Raw genomic sequence first — 26177 nt, 5'->3', positions numbered from 1 at the left:
GAAGCCACTCAAGTGGCTTCCCTATTTTCTATTTGTCTGATTCTGTTTCAGCCGGCTTTTTAATTGGCTGGGTAACATCAGCCGTATTTTCTTCAGCTCGCTGCGCTTTTAGTTCAAAATACTTATCCACGGCCGCTTTAGCAATTTCATTATTGGCATATGGATATTTACTTGTAGTAGAGACATGAGGAATGAGAACAGCGTACGCAATTTCTGGATTTTCAAAAGGAGCAAAACCAACATGAGACAGGCTAATTGTCGTACGGCCTGAGCTACTAGTTTGTGCTGTTCCTGTTTTCCCTGCCCCATCAAAATCATTAAAAATTCTTTTGGCCGTCCCATTTGCCCCGTGATACGTATAGTACATACCACGCTTCACTTGTTCAATTTCTGCATCGGTACTATTAATACGATTCAAAATCGTCACATCAGTTTCCTGAATTAATGGTCCAAGTATTTCCCCATCCTCAGAAGGCTCACGAATTTCTTTTAATACTTTGGGTGCAATCCGGTAGCCGCCATTAGCAATCGTAGACACATATTGCGCCAGCTGGAGTGGTGAATATGTATCGTACTGCCCAATGGCAAAGTCAAGCAATAATCCTGTTTTTGTTTCATTTCCAACATAGCCCGCTGATTCACCTGGTAAATCAATTCCTGTTTTTACGCCTAAGCCAAACGAGGCAAATGATTGACGGAATGTTTCGAATGCTGTTTTGTCAATGCTCATTGACTCTCCATACCTATAATTGCCTTTCCCCATAGCGATAGCAATCCTGAACATATAAACGTTTGAGGATCTACCAATTGCTTCAATATCACCTATTGACATTCTAGAGCCCCGGTTGAAAACCGAACTTTTGAGTGTACCCCCAATCTTAATCGGCTCATCAATTTTAAATTCACCAATGCGTGCTGCATTCTCTTGATACCCCGTGAGCAGTGTCGCCATCTTCACTGTCGATCCGGCTTCATAGGAAGAAGTGAAAGTACCGTATGCGTAATCTAGTATTTCAAATTTCCCCGTGTCCTGATTCTTAACGACTTGTTTACCAACAAGAGAGAGAACCTCTCCATTATTCGGATTCATCATGACTAGAAACGCACGATCTAACTCCTGCGCATTTGGGCCCGCCTTCAGTTCCAATAGTTTGTTTGACACGATTTCTTCCAGTGCTTGTTCTAGCTCACTGTCAATGGACAGGACTAAATCTTTACCAGGTTCTCCTTCTCGAATCGTTTTAGTTTCTACGACACGACCACTGCGATCTTTAATATTTTTAGCAATGGTTTTTTGCCCTCTCAATAACTCCTCATAATACTGCTCGATATAACTTTTTCCCACACGGTCATTTCTTGCATAATCTCTTGCCAAAAAATATTCCTTGCGCGAATCTGGAATACCCTCTATCGGAGTACTCAGTCTTCCAAGAATGGCACTCTTCGATTTTTGGACTCGAACCCAGTCTGACGTTGTGTCGACACCTTGAAGCTCCGGTTCACCAAGTCGCTCCGAAACAGCTGCGAACTCTTCTTTAGAAACATTACCACTTTTTACAATTTGCGGAGAGTAAGCGTACCCTGACATCATTTCCCTATAAATAGCCAACACTTCAAGTTCCTCATCTGTAAAGGAGTTAATCTCTTCATCAGTCACGCGTTCTCGTGTCAGCTTATTAATAGCGCGCTGAGCTTCCGTACGCGTTAGTGAGCCATCCTTTTCATACTTTAGTTGTTCTTTCTTCGAAACTTTCGCTAACGCTTCTTCCGGATGGTTTAAAATCCAAAAATCTCTTTTATCCCCCCGCGTAATCCTGTTCGTATCCTGTTCAATTAAAGTTGCCAATACTTTGGCGATTTCATGCATCTCTTTCGCACTTGTTGAAGTTGTTTTCGTATACGTGATGGCATCCTTCGGTTCATTATCAACGAGAACAGTTCCTGAACGGTCGAATAACCTTCCTCGCGGTACACTTGTATTGACAGCAACTTCTTCTGTCCGCTCAAGCTTGCGGCTGTATTCTTCCCCTTTGACAATCTGTAAATAGCCCAGCCGAAAAATCAGCAAAGAAAATAGAATGAAAATAGAAAAGAATAGGAAGTTCATCCGAAATGCGATATGTTTTCGTTGGCGTATTTTAGCTTGATCTGCTTTATGTACCTGCTTTTTCATATGTATCCCCTCTCCCAAAGACAATTAATGCCCGGCGAAATGATGACATTTACCGATGGCATTCACTTACAACTGTAGCGGTTGGCCTCTTTGCTGAAGAGAGTCAACCATGTTGAATTATAGCACCCTAAAAAGAAAAAGCACATACCTTGACGTACAAGGTCTGTGCTTTGTTCCTTCAAAAGGGTATTCCGTTCAATTATTTACCGTAACGTTTTGCAACTTCATCCCAGTTAACAACATTCCAGAACGCTGCAATGTAGTCGGGACGACGGTTTTGATAGTTTAGGTAATACGCATGTTCCCAAACGTCAAGTCCAAGAAGTGGAGTATTCCCTTCCATGATTGGTGAATCTTGGTTTGGAGTTGAAGTAATTTCCAACTCGCCATTGTTTACTGAAAGCCAAGCCCAGCCTGATCCAAAACGAGTAGCGCCCGCTTTTGCAAACTCTTCTTTAAATGCATCAAAGCTACCGAATTTTTTATCAATCGCTGCAGCAAGTTCACCAGTTGGTTGGCCACCGCCGTCAGCTGAAAGTTGTTCCCAGAATAAAGAGTGGTTTGAGTGGCCGCCACCGTTATTACGGACAGCAGTACGTGCCGCTTCAGGAACAGCGTCTAAGTTTGCAATTAGTTCTTCAATTGACTTGCTAAGAAGTTCTTCGTTTCCTGCAAGTGCATTATTCAAGTTAGTTACATATGCATTATGGTGTTTCGTGTGGTGAATGTTCATTGTTTCCTTGTCGAAATGTGGTTCCAATGCATCGTATGCATATGGTAGTTCAGGTAGTTGGTAAGCCATTGTCATTTCCTCCTAGAGAGTTTCAATATTATCCTACGCCTTCAACATTATCAAAATTGCAAATAGCGTTCAAATAAAATGTACTATTTTAGCACTTTCATCGAACAAAGATGAAAAAGACAGCAATCATAACTACCATGACAAATCCTTTTGTCACAATTGACGTAAAAAATCCAACGAGCGAGCCGACACCTGTCTTAAACGCCTGTTTAACATCTGAACGTGAGACAATCAGTTCTGCAATTACAGCCCCCAAAAAGGGACCTATCAAAATACCAGCGACCGGAATGACGAATGGCCCCAATAGAAGACCGATTGTGCTTCCCCACATCCCTGCTTTTGAACCACCAAACTTCTTCACACCTACCAGGTTTGACAATGTGTCCGCACCGAACAACAAGATTACGAACAGCACTTGGATAATCCAGAAGTATGCGTTCATCCCATCAAATGTATGGATCCATCCAAACAGGAGGTATCCGCCTACTAAGAAGAGAGCAGACGGAATGATTGGATACACTAGTCCGGCAAAAGCAATGATAAACATGACGATTGCAACAATCCAGCCTATGATTTCCATTGGTTCCCCCCTAAATTATCCCCTATTTCCTAGAATCGCTTCTGCGATATTCACCGCATGGTCACCAATACGTTCCAAGTTTGAGACGATATCGACAAACACCATACCCGATTGCGCTGTACAGCGACCTTCATTAAGACGTAGAATATGTGATTTTCTAAATTTCCGTTCCATTTTATCTATTAAATCTTCTTGTTCTGCAACAGCCCTCGCTAATTCCATATCATTCATATTAAGCGAATCAACAGCTTTTTGCACAGTTTCAATGGTCAACGTAAACATTTCCGACAACTCAGCCATCGCATCACTTGTCAACTTGACGCGATTCACATCTCTGTAGTCGATAAGTTCGATAATATTTTCAAAATGATCTCCAATTCGTTCAATATCACGCACTGAATCCATGAGCATGACATGACGAGCAGATTCAACCGGTGAAATACTGACAGAAGAAATTTCAATCAAATAATCCGTAATTTTCCGATCTAAATTATTGATAGCGTCCTCAATCTGTCCAGCTGTTTCGGCATGTTTCTTATTCCCAGTCTTCAGGTATTCAAAGGATTCCTGCAAACCATGTACACCAAATTCACCCATTCGGACAATTTCTTCTTTTGCCTGCCCGATTGCAACTGCAGGAGATTGATCAATGAAATGCCTATCCAAATGTTTCGGCTTATATTCAATTGTCACATCTTCACCTGGAATCACTTTTGTCACCAACCATGCCCATGCACCAATTAACGGGAATTGAATGATAGTGTTTGCAATGTTGAATGAACCGTGCGCAAAGGCAATTTGCATTTTATTTTCAAGCGCTAAGACTCCTGTTAACCATTCCACATAGGCGGTAAACGGCACAAGGAGCAACATAAAGACAATTGTCCCAATTACATTGAAAAGAACATGCGCTGCCGCTGCCCGTTTAGCTGCAATGGATGCACCTATTGAAGCAAGTACCGCTGTAATCGTCGTTCCGATGTTGTCACCGAACAAAATCGGTAAAGCTCCATTTAAATCGACAAGATTTTCAGCATAAAGTCCCTGTAAAATTCCAATCGTCGCACTAGAACTTTGTACAATTAGCGTAAAGACCGTTCCAACAACTACACCAAGTATCGGCTGATCACTCATTGAAACCATCAAATTAGTAAATGTATCCAGCTCCCGAAGTGGTTTCATTCCCCCACTCATCAATTCAAGTCCAAGGAATAATCCACCGAAACCAAAAATGACTTCCCCTACATTTTTCACTTGACTTTTCTTGATGAAGAAAATAAGGAATGCACCAACTGCCATGATCGGCAGTGCGTATGCACCGACATCGAGTCCAATGATGAATGCAGTTACGGTAGTCCCAATATTGGCCCCCATAATTACACCAATCGCCTGTCGCAGTGTCATAAATCCTGCGCTGACAAGTCCAACCGTAATCACAGTCGTTCCAGAACTCGATTGAATGAGAACTGTCACGATAATTCCAACAAGCACTCCCATGAAAGGGTTTGTGGTGAAACGATCTAGAATTGCGCGTAGCCTATCGCCCGCTGCTTTTTGAAGACCATCACCCATGTACTTTATTGCGAACAAGAATATCCCAAGTCCGCCCAAAAACTGGAACAGCATTTCCTGCCAGTTTACTTCCATTCTGCAGTCAACCTCCATCATCCTCATATGTATAGCATCTTATTATGTTGATAAGACCTACGGATTGTAAATAGAAATGAGTCAATCTTTACATTCCCTTAACAATTGATTCACAAAATGTCATCATTCTGTCGAATTTGTTGTTAAGCACTATTTCCAAAGATAATGGTAGACTGTTACTAGACGGAGGAGGATATACATATGAAGTTTCATCAAATTTTTAAAGCAGCTATTTATGAACCGAAAAAGTTAGCCGCATTCCGTTTATTGAAGATCGGCAAAGTTTTCCGCTACGTATTCCTGTTTGTAACACTATTTACCGCAATATCTTTCATCCGCTATGTGACTGGCGACGCTGTGCTGTTTGAGGCCTCACCAGAACTGTTGGAGCACGCAAAATTGGTCGGCTGGTTAATCTACCCGATTGCCTTCATCCTGCAGCTGGTTATCAGTACCACTTATATCTTCCTTCGTATTAGCATTTTTGGTTATGTCGGCGTCTTGCTCTTACGATTGACAAAAAGACGTGGTGAGTACCGATTTATGTGGAATACTGCGGCTATCGCAGTCACTGTTCCAATTCTGGTGACGATTATACTTGATTTCTTTCCAGCAACGAGTAACTATAGTATGTTTGTCACGTCACTCATTCATGTCGGCTATATTGCAGCTGCGGCCAAGTATTATCCAAAACTAGTGAAATGAATAATTCCCCTTCCCGTGCATATAGTGACGGAGGGGGGAATTTTTATGAGAATACTACTACTTGCCGCACTATTATTCGTAGCCTTTCACTTCATCCGAATGGACCTTGTTGAAGGGACCATTTCGCTCGCTTCCTTTATGAATGATGATGAGCCTGTGCATTGTGAAGAACAGCCTGCACCAACATCTATTCCCGTCACGACTGTTGATGGTGATACAATTGAAACACTCTTTGCGCTGTATCCTGATCCAGAAACTAACTTTATAGATAGATTGAATTCTTTTTATTCCCTAAACCCACATCTTCAAAACCAACAAATCATCGGTGGGGAGAATATTGTACTCCCGCTTTCGCGTATCCCATCTGACGATTGTACAGAATCTACAAGATAAGGGCTGTCCCTTGTCTTTTTGCTGTGTTGATTGCTAAAATAGATATAGTTATAAGGTCTAGACCAACTAAGGAGAGAAATAAATGAAACCAATGATAAACAGAGCAAACACACGTCAGGTCCGCGTTGGAAACTTGACTATCGGCGGCAGTGACGAGCTTTTCATCCAAAGTATGACCACAACAAAGACGCATGACGTGGAAGCGACAGTCGCGGAAATCTTGCGTTTAGAAGAGGCCGGATGTCAAATCGTCCGCGTTGCATGTCCAGATGAACGTGCCGCCTATTCAATTGGGGCTATCAAAAAACAAATTAATATACCGCTTGTCGTCGACATTCACTTCGATTACAAGTTAGCACTAATTGCCATCGAACAAGGGGCGGACAAAATCCGCATTAACCCAGGAAATATCGGAAGGCAATCGAAAGTTGAAGCTGTTGTCAATGCTGCAAAAGCAAAAGGTATTCCCATTCGTATTGGTGTCAACGCTGGATCACTAGAAAAGAAAATTCTTGAGAAGTATGGCTACCCAACTGCGGACGGCATGGTCGAAAGTGCCCTTCACCATATTAAAATATTAGAAGACCTCGATTTCCATGACATCATCGTGTCTTTAAAAGCGTCCGATGTCAATTTGGCTGTCGAAGCTTATAAGAAAGCCGCGGCTGCTTTCGATTATCCATTACATTTAGGGATTACCGAATCTGGTACACTATTTGCGGGATCCATTAAAAGCTCAGCTGGTCTTGGGACATTGCTGTCAGCCGGAATTGGTAATACCATGCGCGTATCGTTGAGCGCAGATCCTGTACAGGAAGTTAAAGTGGCACGTGAGTTGTTGAAAGTATTTGGTCTTTCATCCAATGCAGCAACGCTCATTTCATGCCCAACATGTGGACGCATTGAAATCGACCTCATTTCAATCGCTAATGAAGTCGAAGAGTATATTTCGCATATCAAGGCACCTCTGAAAGTCGCAGTTCTCGGTTGTGCGGTCAACGGACCAGGTGAAGCACGTGAAGCAGATATCGGCATCGCCGGGGCACGTGGTGAAGGTTTGCTCTTTATGAAAGGGAAAATCGTTCGTAAAGTACCTGAGGCAACGATGGTCGATGAACTGAAAATTGAAATCGATAAACTTGCGGAAGAGTATTTTGAAAAGAAACGCCAAGAAGAACTACTACTACAAGCGGGAAAAACGGAATGAGAAATCTCCGTTTCGGCATCGACATCGATGGTACGGTGACATGCCCGACTTCCCTACTGCCACATATCAATAAACAGTTCGGTTGCAATCTTGTTCTCGATGACATTACAGCCTATGACTTGACCGAAGCATTCCAGGTGGATAAGGATATATTTTGGCAGTGGTATACGGGGGCGGAGGCACATATATATAGTACTTCTCCTGCGCAAGCCTATGCCAAGAAGGTATTGGACAACTGGCATTCACAGTTCGAACTATATTATATTTCTGCCCGTGGTCCGCAAGTCTATGATGCTACAATGGATTGGTTCAAGCGTGAAGAAATTCCATACGACCATATTGAGCTTGTCGGTAGTCATCATAAGATTGAAACAGCGAAAAAGCTTGGCGTTCATGCATTTTTTGAAGATAAGCATGACAATGCCGTGGAAATTCACGAGGAGCTTAATATCCCTGTCCTTCTGTTTGATACGCCGTATAACCGGGAGCCTATTCCCGAAGGTGTCATACGCGTTAATGACTGGCAAGAAGCGAACGATTGGATTAAGAAATTATTTCCGATTGAACAAGCGATATCGAAATAAAAAAATGGTGTGGTACTCTAATTTTAGAGTGCCACACCATTTTTAATTCGCTACACATAAAGGACATTTTCCGTAAATCTCAAATTTATGCCCTTCCACTTCGTAATCCGGTAAATTGACTGAAATCATTTCCATCGGACAATGCGGGATGTTGCGCGTCTTCCCACAGGTCGTACAGATGAAATGATGATGATGGACACCAGGCTCACATTGCATACGGAAATGACGTTCGCCTGTCAAATCTGTTTCCTCAAGAATACCGAGTTCCGCAAAGGTCGTAAGGTTCCTATATATCGTATCGAAACTAATCCCCGGGTTGTCTTGTCCCATAAAACTTCTTACTTCCGCCGCAGTCATATAGCGATCATTTTGCGAGAAAAAATGAAGAATGGTTTCCCGATTTTTCGTCCGCTTAAATTGATTGTCTTGCAAAATACGCCATGCTTCGTCGAGTGTCATACCATTCCCTCCTTCACAACACGAGCACGATGCCCAGCCCGTAATTTATTCCACATAAGAACGATCAGTAAAATAAGGATAGACGTAATCACGATTGTTCCACCAGGAGCAATATCAAGATAATAAGCTGTCACAAGACCCACGATGACGGAAGTCTCACCAAAAGCGATGGAATAGATCATCGCTCCTTTGAAACTCTTCGCAAGTTGCATTGCCGCCGCGACCGGAATAGTCATTAGCGAAGACACTAGTAATATACCGACGATGCGCATCGATGCCCCTATGACAAGCGCCGTAATAATCATAAACACCATTTGGATAAAGCGACCATTGACGCCTGATACTTTGGCATAGTCCTGATCAAATGACAAAGCAAACAGTTCTTTATACAAAAACCGGATAAATACGATGACAATGATGGCAATAATGACGACAATAACTAGGTCTTGTCTGCTCACCGCGGACACGGAACCAAACAAATAGCCAATCAAGTCAGAAGCGAAACCTTTCGATAATGAAATGAAAATCGCGCCAAGCCCAATACCTGCCGATAAAATCACCGGTATGGCAAGTTCCTCATAATGTTTGTAGGCGCCCCTTAATTTTTCAATTAGGAGTGAACCACCAACCGCGGAAGCAATTCCGAGGTAAACTGGATTCAACGCGGCAAAAAAGAGCACTTGCTGACTTAAGTAAAGACTTCCTGCAATGCCTGCAAGCGCAACATGGCTAAGCGCATCTGCGATAAGTGCAAGACGTCTAACGACGATAAACAAGCCCAGTAAAGGCGCAATAATGCCTATGATCAATCCCGAAAGAAATGCATTTTGCAGAAATTCATACGATAAAATAGCGCTGATCATCGTCCCACCTCCGTCGGTTGCTGGTGAACGCGTCGCACTGGATGCCCATACCACCTAGATATATCTTGATCTTCCATATTTTTATACGCAGATTGCACGCCATGAAAATGAATCGTTCTGTTTAGACAGGCCACATGCGTCGCCAAATCGGTCACAAGATCAATTTCATGTGTTACAAGTACAATGGCAATACCATGCTCACGATTCAAGTTATTGAGCATAGAATAGAACGATGCTACGTTTTGTTGGTCGATTCCTACGGTCGGCTCATCCATAATGAGCAGATCCGGTTTCCCTGCAAGTGCCCGTGCGATAAAGACGCGTTGCTGTTGACCACCGGATAATTGACCGATATTCTGTCTTGCAAATTCCTCCATCCCGACAATGCGGAGCGCTTCTAACGCCTGTTGTTCATTTTTTTTCGAAAAACTTTTAAATAATCCTACTTTTCGCGTCAAGCCGCTACGTACTACCTCAAGGACAGTCGCCGGAAAGCCAGAGTTAAATGAATTCGATTTCTGCGACACATAACCAATCCGCTCCCGATGGTTAAATGACTCCATATCCTCGCCAAATAATTTCACTGAGCCACTCGTTGGTTTGAGTAGCCCCAAAATAATATTGATAAGCGTTGATTTACCGGAACCATTTGGTCCTATTAGTGCCCAAAATTCACCTTCCTCCACTTGGAGGGAAATATGTTCAAGGGCGATGGACTGTTCATAACTGAAACTCACATCGTCCAATTGAATAATTGTATTTTTCATTTTGCGATCCTTTCTCCTTAACAGTAACCATTCCGATTCACTCGTCAAAGTATAAACTATTAGGCGAAGGGAAACAACCTTTTAAGAAAGATGGTGTTTATAGTGGATTATGCGCAACTATTGAATGAAGTAAAGTTGAGAAGTGATGAGGATGTAAAAGTTCTTGCGAGGCAGTACGGAGTCGAACTTTCTATCACGGAAATTAGAGCCCTTCGACCTCTATTAGACGATGTTTCATTCCATTGGCTTTTTACGGGTGTCCCTGAATCGTTCATCAACAAAATCAGAAAAGCGATTGGTAACCGGAAAACAGAAATACTTTTTCAAAAATATATAGACACTACAAAATGATAAAACCCGTCTGCATTGTATGCCAATTGCAGACGGGTTTTGTTATTCAGCTTTCAATTGTTCCATTTTTGCCGGCTCAAATGATTTCGCCTTCAACATCTCAATTTCGAGTTTATAAGGCGCCGATTTCTTTTTAGGATCTTCACCAACAAAAGGAGTCTCCAAAATTTTTGGAATTGCTGCGAATGTCGGATGATGAACGATATAAGAAAGCGGTTCAAAGCCAATATGACCAAATCCGATGTTCTCATGACGGTCTTTCTTCGCGCCGCGCTCATTCTTACTATCATTGACGTGAATGACAGAGATTCTGTCGAGTCCAACAATTTTATCGAACTCATTTAACACACCTTCAAAATCACCGATGATATCATAGCCTGCATCATGAACGTGACATGTATCAAAACAAACGGATAATCGTTCATTATGCGTCACGCCATCAATAATCGCCGCAATCTCATCAAAGTTTCGGCCACATTCCGTTCCTTTACCAGCCATAGTTTCCAGCGCAATACGAACTGGATAGTCTTGGGAAAGTACTTCATTTAACCCTTCAATAATTTTAGCAATGCCCAAATCAACACCCGCTCCTACGTGCGCCCCAGGATGCAGGACGATCTGGTCGATACCGAGTGCCGCTGTCCGTTCAATTTCCTTCTGCAGGAAACTGACACCCAGCTCAAAAGTTTCTGGCTTTAACGTGTTAGCGATATTAATGATATAAGGAGCATGGACAACGATATTTGATAAGCCATTGTCCACCATATGCAGTTGACCCGCCGCAATATTTAGTTCTTCAATAGGCTTCCTGCGTGTATTCTGTGGTGCCCCCGTGTAAATCATAAACGTGCTAGCGCCATAGCTTGCAGCTTCTTCACTTGAGCCTAGTAGCATTTTACTGCCACTCATCGAGACGTGAGAACCAAGCAATAAAGGTTTATCGTTTGTCATTTTTTACGTGTCAATCTCCTTTCACGCTTTTTAAAGCGTTCAACTTCCTGTGCCATTTTCTTTTTATAGCCAGGCTTGACTTTCGCAGGTTTCCGGACGAAAGAAGTCGCCTTGCGGTCAATGTCATCTTCTTCTTTGACACGGTTACGTCTAGCATGACGTTCTTTTACTTCAATCCACTCACCATTTTTCACATCTTCGTGAATAAACGGAATGCCGAGCTTCTCAATTTTGACGATTTTATCATCTTCAGACGGCTCGTATAATGTAATCGCAGTTCCTTCTAAACCTGCGCGTGCCGTACGTCCCACACGGTGGATGAAAAACTCCAGCTCATCCGGTAGTTCAAAGTTAATGACGTGGCTAACTCCAGGAATATCAATACCGCGTGCCGCAAGGTCTGTCGCCACGATATATTGGTACTCTAAATCACGGATTTGTTTCATCATGCGCGTCCGTTCACGTGGTGTTAAGTCACCGTGGATTTTCCCTGCTTTAATGCCATTTTCAGCAAGGTAAGCAGCTAGTCCGTCTGCATTTTGACGTGTATTCGTGAAGATAATCGCCAAATACGGGTTGATGGATTCAATGACATGCAATAATTTTTTTCTTCTGTTCATACTGCGAACAGGAACAAGGGAATAACGCATTCCCTCCGTTAACGGCTTGCGTTCGCCGATTTTCACATGAACTGGAGTTTCCATGTATTTGTTCAAAAACGGCTTTAATTTCTCAGGAATCGTAGCAGAAAATACATACATTTCAAGGTTCGGTGGCATTTTCGATGCAAACTTATCAATATCTTCGATAAAGCCCATGTCAAATGCAAGATCCGCTTCGTCGATGACTAAAATTTTCGCCGTATGGATGGCAAGTGCTCCATTTTCGGCCATATCGCTAATACGTCCTGGTGTTCCAACGACAATATGTGGGTTCGATTTTAACTTACCAATCGAACGTTGCTTGTCCGTTCCACCAATCAGTAGCGAGCTACGTACATCGGTTCCTGCTGTCATCTTCGCAAGCTCATCGAAAAGCTGCGATGCCAGTTCTCTTGTCGGAGCCGATATCACTGCCTGTAATTCATCGACAGTTGCATCTGTCCGTTCTAATACAGGTATAAGGAAACTGTGAGATTTCCCCGTTCCAGTATGTGCTTGTCCGATTGCGTTCGTCCCTTTCAGGATGAGCGGAATCATTTCTTTTTGAATCGGTGTCGGATTTTCAAAGCCGAGCCTCCCGATAGCTTCCCGAATAAACGGTTTGAATTGGTAATCAGTAAATTTAGACATTGGTGTTCCTCCTAATCATACTCCCATTATAACACGATTTTGTTCCGCCGTATGTGATTTTCGCATAGTATACAATGTGAAAGTTCATTCTGATTTATTGAAAGGAGAAAATTATGAGGTATGAATCCTTTTATCCGTTCGTGCAACAAGGACCCACTCCACCTCCCATGGGACAAACGGGCCACATGCAGATGCCAAATCAGTACATCCAAAACGGTGGCTTAATGGGGACTCCAATGGGGAACCAGATGGGCGATCCGATGAGTAATCCAATGGGGAACCAAATGGGCAATCCGATGAGTAATCCAATGGGAAACCAAATGGGTAATCCAATGGGGAGCCAGATGGGCAGTCCGATGAGTAATCCAATGGGGAACCACATGGGCAACCCGATGAGTAATCCAATGGGGAACCACATGGGCAATCCGATGAGTAATCCAATGGGGAACCAAATGGGCAATCCAATGAGTAATCCAATGGGTAATCCAATGGGTAATCCAATGGGGAACCAGATGGGGAGTCCAATGAATAATCCTTTAGGTGGTTCCGCGGCCAATCAAGGGCAACAGCAAGGTCAACAGCAAGGCCCTACAAAGATGGAATCCTATATGCAAACCGCCAACCAATTTCTAAATACCGCCAACCAATTTGCACCGATGGTTCAACAATTTGCACCAATGGTTCAAAATTTACCCGCCATGTGGAGATTATACAAAGGCTTTCAAGGACTCCCAGGGGCCGGTGCAGCCGTAGCTAGTGCAGGTTCGGCTGCTAATACAGCTGCAGCAGCAAGCGCCCCACTCGGCTCATCCATCCCACGCATCTTCCAACCATAAAAAGGGTAAGGCGATTAAAGTTCGCCGCGGCGTAATTGAATCAACTAGCCGACTCCGCTATAATGGATGATAGATCCTATTTAGAGGAGTGAAAGTGCATGAAAGTATTGAAGATTTCCCCTAGAGGGTACTGTTACGGGGTTGTCGATGCAATGATTATCGCAAGAAATGCGGCACTCGACAAAACTTTGCCGAGACCCATTTATATATTGGGAATGATCGTCCATAACAAACATGTGACAGATGCGTTCGAAGAAGACGGCATCATCACGCTAGACGGCGAAAACCGTTTGGAAATTCTCGAAAAGGTTGAATCGGGTACAGTTATTTTCACAGCGCACGGTGTGTCACCCGAAGTCCGTGAACTAGCTAAGAGAAAAGGACTTGTATCAATTGATGCAACATGTCCCGACGTAACCGTAACCCATGATTTAATTGGGGAGAAAACTGCAGAAGGCTATGATATTATTTACATCGGTAAAAAATTTCATCCTGAGCCAGAAGGTGCAATCGGTGTCGCGCCACATGCTGTTCATCTAATCGAAACAATCGAAGATGTTAACAATCTCAACGTTACAAATGACAAACTGCTTGTCACGAACCAAACGACAATGAGTCAATGGGATGTCGTTCATATTATGGACGCACTGCAAGTAAAATATCCGCATATTGAAGTCCATAAAGAAATTTGTCTTGCGACACAAGTAAGACAGGAAGCCGTTGCAGAACAAGCAGGTCAGTCAGATTTGCTAATTGTTGTAGGAGATCCGAAAAGTAATAACTCGAACAGGTTGACGCAAGTTTCTGTTGAAATTGCTGATACGCCCTCGTATCGGATTTCAGATGTTTCGGAGCTGGATGTCAGCTGGCTAACAGGCGTTGAGACCGTATCCGTTACGGCTGGCGCTTCAACACCTACATTGATTGTCAGGGAAGTAATTGCTTTCTTGGAGAAATTCGATTCGGAGGATCCGACGACGCATCATCCAGAGCGGAAATTCCAATTGGAAAAAATCCTACCGAAAATCAAAAATCCTACTCCCGTTGAACGCATTGAGCCATACGCAACAACATAAAATAAACCGACCTCCATTAGCAGAGGTCGGTCCAGACTGTAGACAAACTCCAGAAATTATGGTGTTTGCCTACAGTCTTTTTTCTTTTACAATAGTAGTACTACTAGAAAAGTTGATTTTCGCTGCGGCCGGACGCTTTCCGCGGGCACGGCTTCAGCCGCTTCCCTCGCTGCGCTCAGTCCAGGGTCTTCAGCTCGCGCTGTCCCCGCAGGAGTCGCCGCCCTCCGCTTCAATCAACGGTGTCTCCTAAAAAATGAATGAGGTGATGGATTTTGTTGTGTCAAATAAAGTGAAATGGTTCTGTAATGATTGTTGATTGGATGAACTGCACATTGTATCGCGCTTCTTCGCAAGCTTTACGCATATAATCTGCGACGCCCTCAATCATCACTTTTTCAATATTATGCCCCGGATCAATGACTGCAAGCCCCATTGCCTCGGCATCATGCGCAACATGGTAATATAAATCCCCTGTGACTAGAACATCAGCACCGGCCCTTTTAGCCGCACCGATATATTTATTACCGTCGCCTCCAAGCACTGCGACCTTTCGAATTGCCTTGTCTGGGCTCCCCACATAGCGCAGGGCAGGCACGCCAAATACATTTTTTACATGTTCTGCAAATTGAGCAAGTGTCGTTTTTTCGTTCAGCTTACCAATTCGGCCAAGACCGTATTCATTGGTCCGTTGATCTAGGATGAAGAAATCGTAAGCCGGCTCTTCATATGGATGTGCCGTGAGCATAGCCTTCAACACTTTACTGCGTATGTTACCAGGCAAGACGACTTCAATTTTCTCTTCTTGTACTTCTTCACTTTTACCAATCTCCCCAATGTATGGGTCAGCACCTTCTACAGGCGTAAAGCGGCCCGTCCCCGATGAGCTAAAACTACATCCCACGTAATCTCCAATTGCACCAGCTCCCGCTTGTGAAAGCGCTTGTCTGATGTTATCCACATGCGAGACAGGACTGAAGACGACTAATTTATAAAGTGGCTCGGAAAAGGTTGGTTCTAAGACCGCTGTGCTCTGTAGTCCCAGTTTTGCAGCCAACATATCGTTGACGCCCCCCGGGGCAACATCCAAATTGGTATGTGCTGCGTAAACGGCGATATCGTGTTTCACGCATTTTTCAATCATTCTGCCTTGTGGTGTATCCGTCAATAGACTTTTAAGTGGTCTGAAAATTGGTGGATGATGTGCAATGATAAGATTTGCTCCTTGCTGAATAGCTTCATCAATCACTTCTTCATTGACATCCAATGTAACAAGCACTTTTTCCACCGAACGATTCAGCTGCCCAATATGAAGCCCTACCGGATCACCGTCCATCGCAAAGCGTTTCGGTGACCAGTTTTCAAAAAGGCTAATGATTTCATGCCCATTCACTTTTTTCATATTGCCAGCACCTTTCCAACAAAGTCGATGTGCGTGAGCAATTCTTGTTTCCGTTCTTTGATAGCATCCGTTTGTTCCGCCTGTTCAAGAGAACCTAGAACACGTCGCCATTCCGTCAATTCCCTCTCCCACTTCTCAAGGAATACAGCCGATTTGTTCTGGAGCAAAATGGGGCCTACAAGTAGTTCCAATTCATTGTATATTGCTGCTCCCCGTTCCAATACGATGATTTCGTAGATTTTACCATCTTCCTTCAAAATAGCCTCGTCACGAATGGTCCAATCATTTGCCACAGCCCATTCACGAATCGCTTTTGCGTAGATATTGGGTTGCGCAATGATGCGCTTCACGCCTTGAAGTCTGTCTTTACCACTTTCCAAAATGTTAGCTATTAGTGGCCCACCCATCCCAGCGATTGTTACTGTATCGACTGCATCACTTTCTTCAATTGCAAATAAACCATTAGCCAATCGTACGGTCACCGCAGATGATAATCCCTCACGTCGAACATTTCTAACAGCCGAGTCATACGGCCCCTTCACAACTTCGCCTGCTATCGCCTTCTGCACCGTTCCATTATGTATAAGGAAACACGGCAAATAGGCATGATCACTCCCTATATCCGCCACAACAGCCCCTGTTTCGACAAAAGAAGCGACCGTTGCCAATCTAGTTGATAAACGTACAGTATTCAATTCATCCCCGCCTTTCGTAATTTTCCAAACAACGGACGTCTAAAAGAACGTCCATATCTTTTCTTACTGTTATTGTATAAGATGTTGAACGACTTTGTACAATAGAAAAAGCCATCAGTCGACAGAGTTCTTCTGCTGACTGACAGCTCTTTACACATTACGAATTATTTAAGTGATAGAATATAGTCTGCCATTGCATCTAATTCAGCATCATCTTTAATGATTCCTGGTGGCATTGAACCTTTACCATTCTTGATTACATCTTTAATTTCATCTTTAGAAAGACTAGTACCAACCAATTTAGGTCCAACGGAACCACCTTCAAGGTCACCACCGTGACAGCCGATACATTTTCCGACTGCAACTGCAGGATCGAATTCTGCTACTTCTTCAGTTCCTTCATCTTCACCCGCGATTTCTTTTTGTTGATCAAGTCCATAGAGGGACATGAAGAAAATAAGACCAAGTCCGAGCGCAAAGATTAGAAAATAAGGTATTACTGGATTTTTACCCATTGAATTACCCTCCTTCATTAGAATTTATTCTGTATTGGATACAGTGCACAATTATCATTGTACTGTATTCAATTGAAAACTGAAAGAGTTATTGATTATCTTTTCATTCGTTGTAACAATTTCGACAAATATTCGACAATCCCCAGAAAGAGTATGTTCATTCAGCAGGTATTTGAATCACAATTGGATAGAAAATAGACTGACATTCATCCAGCCACTCATAAGATATGAGGACTTTCACCAAAACAAATTAGCAACCAATTAGTCGGGCAATTACCATGCGCTGGACTTCGGACGTACCTTCCCCAATTTCAAGTAATTTCGCATCACGCAAGTAGCGTTCGACTTCATATTCTTTCATATATCCATAGCCACCGTGAATCTGGATCGCCTCTGATGCAATCTCCATGGCGACTTCAGATGCATAGAGCTTACACATTGAGGCTTCTTTTGAAAACGGACGACCTTGGTCTTTCAACCAGGCTGCTTTATAAACCATATTACGGGCTAACTCAATTTTCAGGGCCATATCAGCCAATTTAAATTGTGTAATTTGGAATGCAGACAATGTTTTCCCGAATTGCTTGCGTTCTTTGGAATAACTGAGCGCTCGGTCGAATGCTGCCTGCGCAATTCCCACAGCCATTGCACCAATCCCGATACGTCCGCCATCCAATGTCACTAGAAACTGCCGGAAACCGTTGCCACGTGTACCTAGAAGGTTTTCTTTTGGTACACGAACATTGTCTAACACAAGTTCTGTTGTATTAGAGGCATGTAGTCCCATTTTTTCATAATTGTCGATAACAGTGAAACCTGCTGCATCCGTCGGTACAATAATGGCACTAATTTCTTTTTCCCCGTTGTTATTTCCAGTGATAGCAGTAATGGCTAGATGTTTGGCATAGCTTGCATTTGTGATAAATGCCTTCGAGCCATTGATGACGAAATCATCGCCATCTTCTTTCGCCGTCGTTTGCGTTCCCCCTGCATCTGACCCAGCATTCGCTTCCGTTAAACCAAATGCACCAAACGATTCTCCCGTACAAATCGGCGTTAGATACTGCTTTTTCTGCTCCTCTGTCCCAAATAAATTCAACGGTGCTCCCCCAAGCGAAATATGCGCTGAATAAGTAATTCCTGTTGAGGCACATGCACGGCTTAACTCCTCTGTAACAATAGCGAAGCTTACCGTATCGGCCCCCCCACCCCCATATTGTTCCGAAAACGGAAGGCCCATCATTCCCATGTCGGAAAGCTGCTTAAACACTTCCATCGGAAATGCATTTGTTCGATCGCGATCAATGGCACCGGGTGCAACGACTTCATCCGCAAATTCCCGAATCATTTTTTTAATCATCTGCTGTTCTTCTGTCAAATCGAAATTCAACATCTTCATCCCCTTTGTTGTAAACGCTTACACTCTAATTATAGCGAATTCTCTACCACTTTTACAACTATTCAATTACGTATCGGCGTAACAGCGTCCAATTTTTGAATTGCTCTTGTGCCTCTTCAATATAGATATGCAAAAAGGAGGGATTGAACTATCCCTCTTCATCATTTTTTCGCTTGTAGGCTTCTGCTAGATCCAGTTAAAATGAGAGTAGTAAAAACCCGATAATCAGTAAAAGTCCCGAGACCCCAGAGATTGTAAAATACAGTAATCGCAATAGTCGCCCCGTAAATAGCCAAAGTGAACAGTTCAGCATAAGTAACCCCAGAAGGAACATCGTATGCCCTTCAAAAAAAACCATCCAAATTTTTAAAGACATGGTCAGGAGCATGAACGAAACAGCTATGTATAGAAAAGGAACTAATGCCTGATTAGCTTTTTTATGTAAAGTCGATAACAGAAAAACAACCGTTATGACGGCTGCTAGCGTAAGTGTTACCACAGGATATTGTGTAAAGGCAAACATGCCGCCACTACTGACAATTACTACTAAAGCGAGCCACAAAACTGTTCGATTCAATTTCTTTTTTTCTTCAACCAAAATGGAATCAAACACATTTACTCCCCGCTGGCTTTCCTCTTCCCCCTGTTCATAAAGAGTGATAAGAAAATCACAATAATGTGCAGGCAATAGCTTATTTTGTTTCCAATATTTGATTTCAGAGATAATGATTCGTTTTCGCTGCTGATTCATTCCAGTTATCCCCCTTAAACAGAAAAAATACCGGCATATACCTATGCCGGTGTAGTGATTTCATTCTAGAAAATCCTTTAATCTTTTACTTCTTGACGGGTGGCGTAGCTTGCGTAATGCTTTCGCCTCAATTTGACGAATTCGCTCCCTCGTTACGCCAAATACCTTCCCGACTTCTTCAAGTGTTCTGGTACGACCATCGTCTAGTCCGAATCGAAGACGAAGAACGTTTTCTTCTCGGTCTGTTAATGTATCAAGCACGTCTTCCAACTGCTCTTTTAGCAATTCATAAGCTGCATGATCGGACGGAGACTGCGCCTCAGAATCTTCGATGAAATCGCCAAGATGAGAATCATCCTCTTCCCCAATTGGCGTTTCCAACGACACAGGTTCCTGTGCGATTTTCAAGATTTCACGCACTTTTTCTGCTGTCAAATCCATTTCTTCTCCAATTTCTTCAGGAGAAGGTTCACGTCCAAGATCCTGCAATAATTGACGTTGTACACGAATCAGCTTATTGATGGTTTCAACCATATGAACTGGAATACGAATCGTACGTGCCTGGTCCGCAATAGCACGCGTAATCGCTTGGCGAATCCACCAAGTTGCGTACGTACTGAATTTAAAGCCCTTTGTATGGTCAAACTTTTCAACCGCTTTAATAAGACCCATATTCCCTTCCTGGATTAAATCTAGGAATAGCATACCGCGTCCAACATATCGTTTTGCAATACTGACAACAAGACGAAGATTGGCTTCAGCCAATCGTTTTTTCGCTTCCTCATCACCATCTAGAATACGAATCGCCAGTTCGACTTCCTCTTTACCCGTTAGCAAGTCAACACGGCCAATCTCTTTCAAGTACATACGAACTGGGTCATTGATTTTTACGCCTGGTGGAACACTAAGATCATTCAAATCGAACTGCGTTTCTTCCGCTCCCGCTTTGCCACCTTCTTCACCAGACTCTTCATCGGCTTTACGATCCATTTCAATGCCCTGTGTCTCGATTAAATCAAGGAATTCCTCGAACTGTTCCGGTTCCATTTCGAATGCTGCTAATTTTTCCGTTACCTCATCAAGCGTTAGTTCACCTGATTTCTTTCCGGCCTCCAGCAGGTTCGCTTTCGCTTCCTCAATCGTCAGTTCATGTTCCATATCACCAGTTAATTCTTTTTTATTCATCTTACCCGTTCCTCCTTAGTACACCGGAATACGACTACAATGTCGTCAAAGTTTTCCGGAGCTGTATGATTTCCCTGGCCAGCTCCAGCGCCCGGGTATGATCTTTCATTTTTTCCGCTTCTTTAGACTCGTGCAATTTCGTTTGGATCGTCATAGTGATCCGATATTTCTCCAAATGAAGAATACAATCATTAATTTCTGCTTCCGTTTGTTCGGGGTCTCTTTCGACCATGGCTGCTTCTAAGATGACTTTTCGCAGCTCCCTGTCCTCAACCGACTCCGCAAACCTATGGAAATCGGGAGTCCGGTATTGCTCGTAAAACCCAGCGAGTCGAACGAAAATCGCAATATAGTCATCCCGGATGAACAAGTTTGGCTTGTCTATCTGTAAACGGTCAAACAACGCGCCGTCATTTAATAAATGGCAGAGCAGCAACCGTTCGGCACGTTCAGTACCGGTTTTCTTCCTAGTTGGAACCGGAACCGTATTACTCTGGGGACGATGCATCCCTTCAGCAACCGGATTTACTTGTGTTACTTTTGCCTGATGTCCGGCAATTTTTATCATCTGTTGCTGAATCGCATCAACAGAAACGCCGGTTTCAGTTGAAAGTTGTCGAATATATAGATCCCGTTCCACTGGTGAAGATCGTGGAGCTAATTCTTCCAGTACCTCGTGTATATATTGCAACACATCGTTTTCATAGGATAAGTTCTTGGAACGTTTGGCATATGCCATGATGAATGACATAAACGAATGAGGGTTATCAATGATTTTCTCTCGAAAAGCATCTCCACCAAATTGCGTAATATAATCGTCGGGATCCATTTTCCCCGGTAACAGCGCAATTTGAACGTCCATTCCTTTTTTGGCGGCCATTTCTGCAAAGCGTTTGGCCGCTTCCCATCCCGCATCATCACCATCGCAGCAAATAATGATTTCTTTAGCAATTCTTTTAAGTTTAACAAGATGTTTATCGGACAGTGCAGTCCCCATAACAGCGACACTATTCGTTACGCCGGCACGATCTGCTGATATTGTGTCCATAAATCCTTCAAACAGTATTACTTTACCCGTTTTACGGACATTAAGACGTGCATTGTGAAAATTGTATAAAATATGACTTTTTTCAAATATCGGGGTTTCAGGGCTATTAAGATATTTCGCCTCTTGTTTAGTGCCCGATAAGATCCGCCCGGAGAACGCAACAACATTGCCATTATCGTCACGTAATGGGAACATAATACGTCCACGGAATCGATCGAAATAGCCAGTCCCATCATCTTTCATGATACACAGTCCAGCACGTTCCATATCTTTCATATCGTAATTTTTTCGTAGCATAAGATTCGTCAACGCTTCCCAATCATTGAGTGACCACCCGATACCATACTTTTCGATACTGGCCCTCGTAAATCCTCTCTTTTCAAGATATTGTAGTGCTTCTTCACCTTCCACAGTGTTTAACAGTAGATGACTGTAAAAATTTGCTGCAAGGGCATGTGCTTCAATCATAGACTTAAATTCATGTCGGGGCTGTGCCTCGGAATCATCACTCATTACAGCATCGATTTCAATACCCGTCCGGCCCGCAAGTTTTACAACCGCCTCCGTAAACGGACTGTTTTCGATATCCATGATGAAGGTAATGGCATTGCCACTTGCACCGCATCCGAAACAATGAAACAACTGCTTGTCCTCTGAAACTGAAAAAGAAGGCGTACTTTCCCCGTGAAACGGACAAAGCCCAAACCAGTTTTTCCCCCTTTTCGTCAGCTGTACATATTCGCCGATCAAATCTACAATGTCGGTCTTCGAGCGGACGGCTTCAATTGTCTCTTCTGGTATTCTCGTCATCGTATCACCATTTTCCACTCTATCTACTACTGATTTCGATAAATTCTTCAAAAACCCTTTGTATTCGACAAATTATTTTCGATTATACTCCGAAACTATCATTTTACACTACTACAAAGACTTTTGCTTCAAATCTATTTCGCTTCGGCGTAATTGCGTCCAAATTTCGAACAATGTTTGTGGCTGCATAGGCAAGCTAAACATTTTCATCGGTAAAAGAAGAACCATCCCAAAAATATTGGGCGGTCCTCCTTATCACTTTGTCTAGGTTTCAATCCCTTAACGATTTTGATTTGTAATTTCACTAAGTATAACATTTGCTGTTTCTTCGACAGCTCGGTTCGTTACATTGATTACTTTGCAACCTATTTTTGAGATGACTTGATTGAAATGGTTAATTTCATTATCAATTCGTTCGATTTTCGCATAATTTGCATCATCTTTCAACCCAAGTGCTATCAATCTTTCTTTTCGAATGAAGTTCAGTTTTTCCGCAGAAATGACAAGTCCGAAGCATTTATCGGGATCTATCATAAATAATTCTTCTGGCGGATCCACTTCAGGAACAAGCGGTACATTTGCCACTTTATAGCGTTTATGTGCTAGGTATTGTGATAATGGTGTTTTCGATGTTCTTGAAACACCCACCAAAACGATATCCGCTTTCAAAATCCCTCGTGGATCTCTACCATCATCGTATTTAACAGCGAACTCAATCGCTTCAATTTTCCTAAAATAATCATCATCTAATTGTCGAACAAGTCCCGGCTCTTCCAGTGGTAGTTCACCTAGGTTCGCACCAATTCTATCGACAACTGGGCCGAGTAAATCAATGCATTGAACACCATATTTTTCGCATTGTTCTTGAATTTTCCGGCGCATACCCGTTTTCACAAGTGTATAGATAATAATGGCTTCTTGACTTTTTGCTAAATAAGCAATTTCATGTAGTTGTGACTCTTCTTCGATATGTGAAAACCTTTTCATCGAAACCGCTTCTAGCCCCTGTCTAAATTGACTGGCAGCAGCTTTTGCAACTAAGTCGGCAGTTTCTCCGACAGAGTCAGAGACGATGAATAATGTTAACTTCTTCATAATATCCTCCTCATAGTTCATGGTCCTCCGAAAGTGACAGGAAGGCTGCAGTAATGTTTGTTTTCGTAATCCTTCCCACGACTTCAAGACCTTCCCCTTTGTCATTGACAACAGGTAAGGAATCAATTTGTTTGTCTATCATCTTCTTCGCCACATGCAATAGTGTATCCTGCTTAGTACAATACGTAATATTTGGCATTCTAGTCATAATTACGTGAACTGGAATCTTATCCAAGTCTTTGTTGCCCAGGCTCGTCCGCAATAAATCTTTTCTCGATAATACTCCGGTAAGAAGTGAAGAACGACTCACTACAAAAAGTGTTCCAACGTCTTCCAGGAACATCTGACAAATCGCATCATAAACCGAGATATTTTCCGCAACGACGACCGGAATTGACTGGAAATCACGAACTTTCATACCTATCATACTATCTGCAACTGATTGGACAGGTTTCTTTCCTGAATAGAAATAGCCGACACGAGGTCTGGCATCTAAAAAGCCTGCCATCGTTAAAATTGCTAAATCTGGACGGATCGTTGCCCTTGCCAGCGTAAGCCGTTCTGCAATTTGTTCGCCAGTAATTGGTCCATCCGCTTTGACGATCGCAAGGATCTCCGTTTGGCGCTTATTCAGTTCCATATGTGTCACCGCCCTAATCGTTCAATTCTATATCCACGATTATTATATACGAAGACGTGCACTATTGCGAAGAAAGCGGAACCATGCTACACTAAAAAAGTATTAAATAGGCGGAGACAGGACAATAAGTAGTGTCAATAGAAGCGAACGGGGAAAGTGAAAGCCCGTACTGACATGAAACGGCACCCTCGAGCCATTGCACTCTAAAGTGGGCTATCTTTGGTAGCCAATCGAGGTGGAACCGCGGGTCATCATGCACTCGTCCTCGGACATTATGTCCGGGGATGGGTGCTTATTTTAATTGGAGGGATTTATTATGTCAATGGAACAAGTTGTTAATTTAGCAAAACAAAGAGGGTTTGTCTTCCCTGGCTCTGAGATCTACGGAGGTTTGGCGAATACATGGGACTACGGTCCACTCGGTATCGAATTAAAAAATAACGTCAAAAAAGCTTGGTGGCAGAAATTTGTTCAGGAATCACCGTATAACGTTGGTCTTGATGCAGCTATCCTTATGAATCCAAAGGTCTGGGAAGCTTCAGGCCACATTGGTAACTTTAACGACCCGATGATTGACTGTAAAAAATGTAAAACACGCCATCGCGCGGACAAATTAATTGAAGATGCACTTGAAGCTAAAGGAATCGAATTGGTCGTTGACGGCCTATCTTTCGATAAAATGGCAGATCTTGTCAATGAACATAATGTTATCTGCCCAACTTGTGGAGCGATGGACTATACGGAAATCCGTCAGTTCAACTTAATGTTTAAAACTACACAAGGCGTGACAGATTCATCCGCAAACGAAATTTTCCTTCGCCCTGAAACAGCACAGGGGATTTTCGTAAACTTTAAAAACGTTCAACGTTCGATGAGAAAGAAAATGCCTTTTGGTATTGCACAAATCGGTAAAAGTTTCCGAAACGAAATCACACCTGGTAACTTCACGTTCCGTACGCGCGAGTTTGAACAGATGGAACTTGAATTCTTCTGCAAACCTGGCGAGGATATGAAATGGTATGAATTCTGGCGTGATTACTCAAAAAACTTCTTATTAAATCTTGGAATGACTGAAGATCATATGCGTTTACGCGAACACAATGAAGATGAACTTTCACACTACTCAAAAGGGACTGTCGACATCGAATACAAATTCCCATTTGGCTGGGGTGAACTATGGGGCATTGCGAATCGTACTGACTTTGACTTAAATCGTCATATGGAGCATTCAGGTGAAGATTTCCATTACCAAGACCCTATCACGAATGAAAAATTCGTACCGTATTGCATCGAGCCATCCCTTGGCGCAGACCGCGTTACGCTAGCATTCCTATGCGATGCTTATGATGAGGAAGAGTTGGAAAACGATGACAAACGTACTGTTCTTCGCTTCCACCCTGCTCTTGCGCCTGTCAAAGCTGCGATTCTTCCGCTGTCGAAGAAATTAGCAGATGGTGCGGATGCAGTATTCGCAGATCTTGCGAAACATTTCAATGTTCAATACGATGATTCTCAATCCATCGGTAGACGCTACCGTCGTCAAGACGAAATCGGTACACCATTCTGTATCACATATGACTTCGAATCTGAAGAAGATCGCCAAGTAACAGTACGTCACCGCGATTCCATGGAACAAGTTCGTATGCCAATTGCAGAAGTAAAAGAATATATTGCTAAGCATCTTGAGTTTTAAGTAAAAAAGAACCCAGACATTGAAATGTCTGGGTTCTTTTTTTGTATAGGGTATTTTCGTAAATTTTGTTGTTTTTGATGCTTTGGTTTTCTGCGTTAAAATTTATCTATAGAAACTTTAAGAGGTTTTTACTCGTCTAAATAGAATGATAATAATAAAACTTTGGAGGTAATATTTTTTGAGAAAAGTTATCTTTATGGCTTTATCTTTAGCTTTTATGTCTTTGGTCCTCTTTGGTTGTCAACCGGAAGAGAATATCTC

The 26177-nt window shown here is 42.8% G+C and carries 27 protein-coding genes; 8 read left to right on the top strand and 19 right to left on the bottom strand.

Translation table 11 applies throughout. The features are described from left to right. Nucleotides 1–28 precede the first annotated feature (28 nt). From ACIQ0H_RS04675 to ACIQ0H_RS04660, 4 genes are all read right to left on the bottom strand, one after another. Nucleotides 29–2173: a peptidoglycan D,D-transpeptidase FtsI family protein gene (locus ACIQ0H_RS04675; protein ID WP_403411593.1), complete on the bottom strand. Its 2145-nt coding sequence runs from the start codon at nt 2171–2173 to the stop codon at nt 29–31. Between the two features lie 199 nt (nt 2174–2372). Then, on the bottom strand, nt 2373–2975 hold the full coding sequence (locus ACIQ0H_RS04670; RefSeq protein ID WP_403411590.1) for a superoxide dismutase: 603 nt from the start codon (nt 2973–2975) through the stop codon (nt 2373–2375). Nucleotides 2976–3072: 97 nt separating this feature from the next. Continuing rightward, entirely contained in the window at nt 3073–3555 is a 483-nt protein-coding gene (locus ACIQ0H_RS04665; protein WP_403411587.1) for a DUF456 domain-containing protein, read from the bottom strand. Between the two features lie 15 nt (nt 3556–3570). Beyond that, nucleotides 3571–5202 (bottom strand): Na/Pi cotransporter family protein, encoded by a 1632-nt coding sequence (locus tag ACIQ0H_RS04660; protein WP_403411584.1) that lies wholly within the window; start codon nt 5200–5202, stop codon nt 3571–3573. Nucleotides 5203–5403: 201 nt separating this feature from the next. On the opposite strand from ACIQ0H_RS04660, the gene ACIQ0H_RS04655 reads away from it, so the two are divergent. The 4 genes from ACIQ0H_RS04655 (at nt 5404) to ACIQ0H_RS04640 (ending at nt 8091) form a co-directional block, all read left to right on the top strand. Then, nucleotides 5404–5907, top strand: coding sequence for a DUF1189 family protein (locus ACIQ0H_RS04655; RefSeq protein ID WP_403411581.1), 504 nt, complete (start codon nt 5404–5406; stop codon nt 5905–5907). A gap of 45 nt (nt 5908–5952) precedes the next feature. Beyond that, nucleotides 5953–6300, top strand: a complete 348-nt coding sequence (locus tag ACIQ0H_RS04650) for a hypothetical protein (RefSeq protein ID WP_403411578.1) — start codon at nt 5953–5955, stop codon at nt 6298–6300. 82 nt (nt 6301–6382) lie between these two features. Beyond that, nucleotides 6383–7507, top strand: coding sequence for a flavodoxin-dependent (E)-4-hydroxy-3-methylbut-2-enyl-diphosphate synthase (gene ispG / locus ACIQ0H_RS04645; RefSeq protein WP_403411575.1), 1125 nt, complete (start codon nt 6383–6385; stop codon nt 7505–7507). Next, nucleotides 7504–8091: a 5' nucleotidase, NT5C type gene (locus ACIQ0H_RS04640; protein ID WP_403411572.1), complete on the top strand. Its 588-nt coding sequence runs from the start codon at nt 7504–7506 to the stop codon at nt 8089–8091. The genes ispG and ACIQ0H_RS04640 overlap by 4 nt, the downstream gene beginning before the upstream one ends. Before the next feature lie 42 nt (nt 8092–8133). Here the strand turns inward: ACIQ0H_RS04640 and ACIQ0H_RS04635 are convergent, their stop codons facing one another. From ACIQ0H_RS04635 to ACIQ0H_RS04625, 3 genes are read right to left on the bottom strand one after another with little or no spacing between them, the layout of a single operon-like run. Further along, a complete protein-coding gene (locus ACIQ0H_RS04635) occupies nt 8134–8550 on the bottom strand; it encodes a Fur family transcriptional regulator (RefSeq protein WP_403411570.1) in 417 nt (138 codons plus the stop codon). After that, on the bottom strand, nt 8547–9413 hold the full coding sequence (locus ACIQ0H_RS04630) for a metal ABC transporter permease (RefSeq protein WP_403411567.1): 867 nt from the start codon (nt 9411–9413) through the stop codon (nt 8547–8549). The genes ACIQ0H_RS04635 and ACIQ0H_RS04630 overlap by 4 nt, the downstream gene beginning before the upstream one ends. After that, a complete protein-coding gene (locus ACIQ0H_RS04625; protein ID WP_403411564.1) occupies nt 9410–10180 on the bottom strand; it encodes a metal ABC transporter ATP-binding protein in 771 nt (256 codons plus the stop codon). The genes ACIQ0H_RS04630 and ACIQ0H_RS04625 overlap by 4 nt, the downstream gene beginning before the upstream one ends. A 90-nt stretch (nt 10181–10270) precedes the next feature. Between ACIQ0H_RS04625 and ACIQ0H_RS04620 the strand changes: the two genes are divergently transcribed. Then, complete coding sequence (locus tag ACIQ0H_RS04620; protein WP_403411561.1) at nt 10271–10531, top strand: hypothetical protein; 261 nt, start codon at nt 10271–10273, stop codon at nt 10529–10531. A gap of 42 nt (nt 10532–10573) precedes the next feature. Here the strand turns inward: ACIQ0H_RS04620 and ACIQ0H_RS04615 are convergent, their stop codons facing one another. Beyond that, a complete protein-coding gene (locus ACIQ0H_RS04615) occupies nt 10574–11482 on the bottom strand; it encodes a deoxyribonuclease IV (protein ID WP_403411558.1) in 909 nt (302 codons plus the stop codon). After that, nucleotides 11479–12774 (bottom strand): DEAD/DEAH box helicase, encoded by a 1296-nt coding sequence (locus ACIQ0H_RS04610; RefSeq protein WP_403411555.1) that lies wholly within the window; start codon nt 12772–12774, stop codon nt 11479–11481. Before ACIQ0H_RS04610 ends, ACIQ0H_RS04615 begins: the two co-directional genes overlap by 4 nt. A gap of 113 nt (nt 12775–12887) precedes the next feature. On the opposite strand from ACIQ0H_RS04610, the gene vrrA reads away from it, so the two are divergent. Further along, the gene (vrrA, locus tag ACIQ0H_RS04605; protein WP_403411552.1) at nt 12888–13610 is read left to right on the top strand and encodes a VrrA/YqfQ family protein; all 723 of its coding nucleotides are present in this window, start codon (nt 12888–12890) and stop codon (nt 13608–13610) included. A gap of 98 nt (nt 13611–13708) precedes the next feature. Beyond that, on the top strand, nt 13709–14686 hold the full coding sequence (locus ACIQ0H_RS04600; RefSeq protein WP_403411549.1) for a 4-hydroxy-3-methylbut-2-enyl diphosphate reductase: 978 nt from the start codon (nt 13709–13711) through the stop codon (nt 14684–14686). A gap of 86 nt (nt 14687–14772) precedes the next feature. On the opposite strand, the gene ACIQ0H_RS04595 is transcribed toward ACIQ0H_RS04600, so the two are convergent. The 10 genes from ACIQ0H_RS04595 to ccpN all read right to left on the bottom strand — a co-directional run bounded on the left by ACIQ0H_RS04595 (nt 14773) and on the right by ccpN (nt 24232). Further along, entirely contained in the window at nt 14773–14919 is a 147-nt protein-coding gene (locus ACIQ0H_RS04595) for a hypothetical protein (protein WP_403411546.1), read from the bottom strand. A gap of 47 nt (nt 14920–14966) precedes the next feature. Next, nucleotides 14967–16085 carry a Nif3-like dinuclear metal center hexameric protein gene (locus ACIQ0H_RS04590; RefSeq protein ID WP_403411543.1) on the bottom strand — a complete coding sequence of 373 codons (1119 nt, stop codon included), beginning with the start codon at nt 16083–16085 and terminating at the stop codon, nt 14967–14969. Next, complete coding sequence (locus ACIQ0H_RS04585; protein ID WP_403411540.1) at nt 16082–16780, bottom strand: tRNA (adenine(22)-N(1))-methyltransferase; 699 nt, start codon at nt 16778–16780, stop codon at nt 16082–16084. The genes ACIQ0H_RS04590 and ACIQ0H_RS04585 overlap by 4 nt, the downstream gene beginning before the upstream one ends. Nucleotides 16781–16944: 164 nt before the next feature. Then, nucleotides 16945–17295 (bottom strand): cytochrome c550, encoded by a 351-nt coding sequence (gene cccA / locus ACIQ0H_RS04580; RefSeq protein ID WP_403411537.1) that lies wholly within the window; start codon nt 17293–17295, stop codon nt 16945–16947. Nucleotides 17296–17545: 250 nt separating this feature from the next. Beyond that, complete coding sequence (locus ACIQ0H_RS04575; protein ID WP_403412380.1) at nt 17546–18685, bottom strand: acyl-CoA dehydrogenase family protein; 1140 nt, start codon at nt 18683–18685, stop codon at nt 17546–17548. Nucleotides 18686–18890: 205 nt separating this feature from the next. Then, nucleotides 18891–19445: a hypothetical protein gene (locus ACIQ0H_RS04570; protein ID WP_403411534.1), complete on the bottom strand. Its 555-nt coding sequence runs from the start codon at nt 19443–19445 to the stop codon at nt 18891–18893. Between the two features lie 60 nt (nt 19446–19505). After that, nucleotides 19506–20630, bottom strand: a complete 1125-nt coding sequence (rpoD, locus tag ACIQ0H_RS04565) for an RNA polymerase sigma factor RpoD (RefSeq protein WP_403411532.1) — start codon at nt 20628–20630, stop codon at nt 19506–19508. Between the two features lie 34 nt (nt 20631–20664). Next, the gene (gene dnaG, locus ACIQ0H_RS04560) at nt 20665–22488 is read right to left on the bottom strand and encodes a DNA primase (protein WP_403412377.1); all 1824 of its coding nucleotides are present in this window, start codon (nt 22486–22488) and stop codon (nt 20665–20667) included. A gap of 279 nt (nt 22489–22767) precedes the next feature. Continuing rightward, nucleotides 22768–23583, bottom strand: coding sequence for a pyruvate, water dikinase regulatory protein (locus tag ACIQ0H_RS04555; RefSeq protein ID WP_403411529.1), 816 nt, complete (start codon nt 23581–23583; stop codon nt 22768–22770). Between the two features lie 10 nt (nt 23584–23593). Next, nucleotides 23594–24232, bottom strand: coding sequence for a transcriptional regulator CcpN (ccpN, locus tag ACIQ0H_RS04550; RefSeq protein WP_403411528.1), 639 nt, complete (start codon nt 24230–24232; stop codon nt 23594–23596). Between the two features lie 304 nt (nt 24233–24536). Between ccpN and ACIQ0H_RS04545 the strand changes: the two genes are divergently transcribed. After that, nucleotides 24537–25916 (top strand): glycine--tRNA ligase, encoded by a 1380-nt coding sequence (locus ACIQ0H_RS04545; protein ID WP_403412374.1) that lies wholly within the window; start codon nt 24537–24539, stop codon nt 25914–25916. The last annotated feature ends 261 nt before the right edge of the window (nt 25917–26177 follow it).

Origin of the sequence: Sporosarcina sp. NPDC096371, from assembly GCF_044762865.1 — a bacterium.
Classification (GTDB): domain Bacteria; phylum Bacillota; class Bacilli; order Bacillales_A; family Planococcaceae; genus Sporosarcina.
The sequence above is the reverse complement of the archived record's forward strand: the minus strand, read 5'-3'. Positions and strand labels throughout refer to the sequence as shown.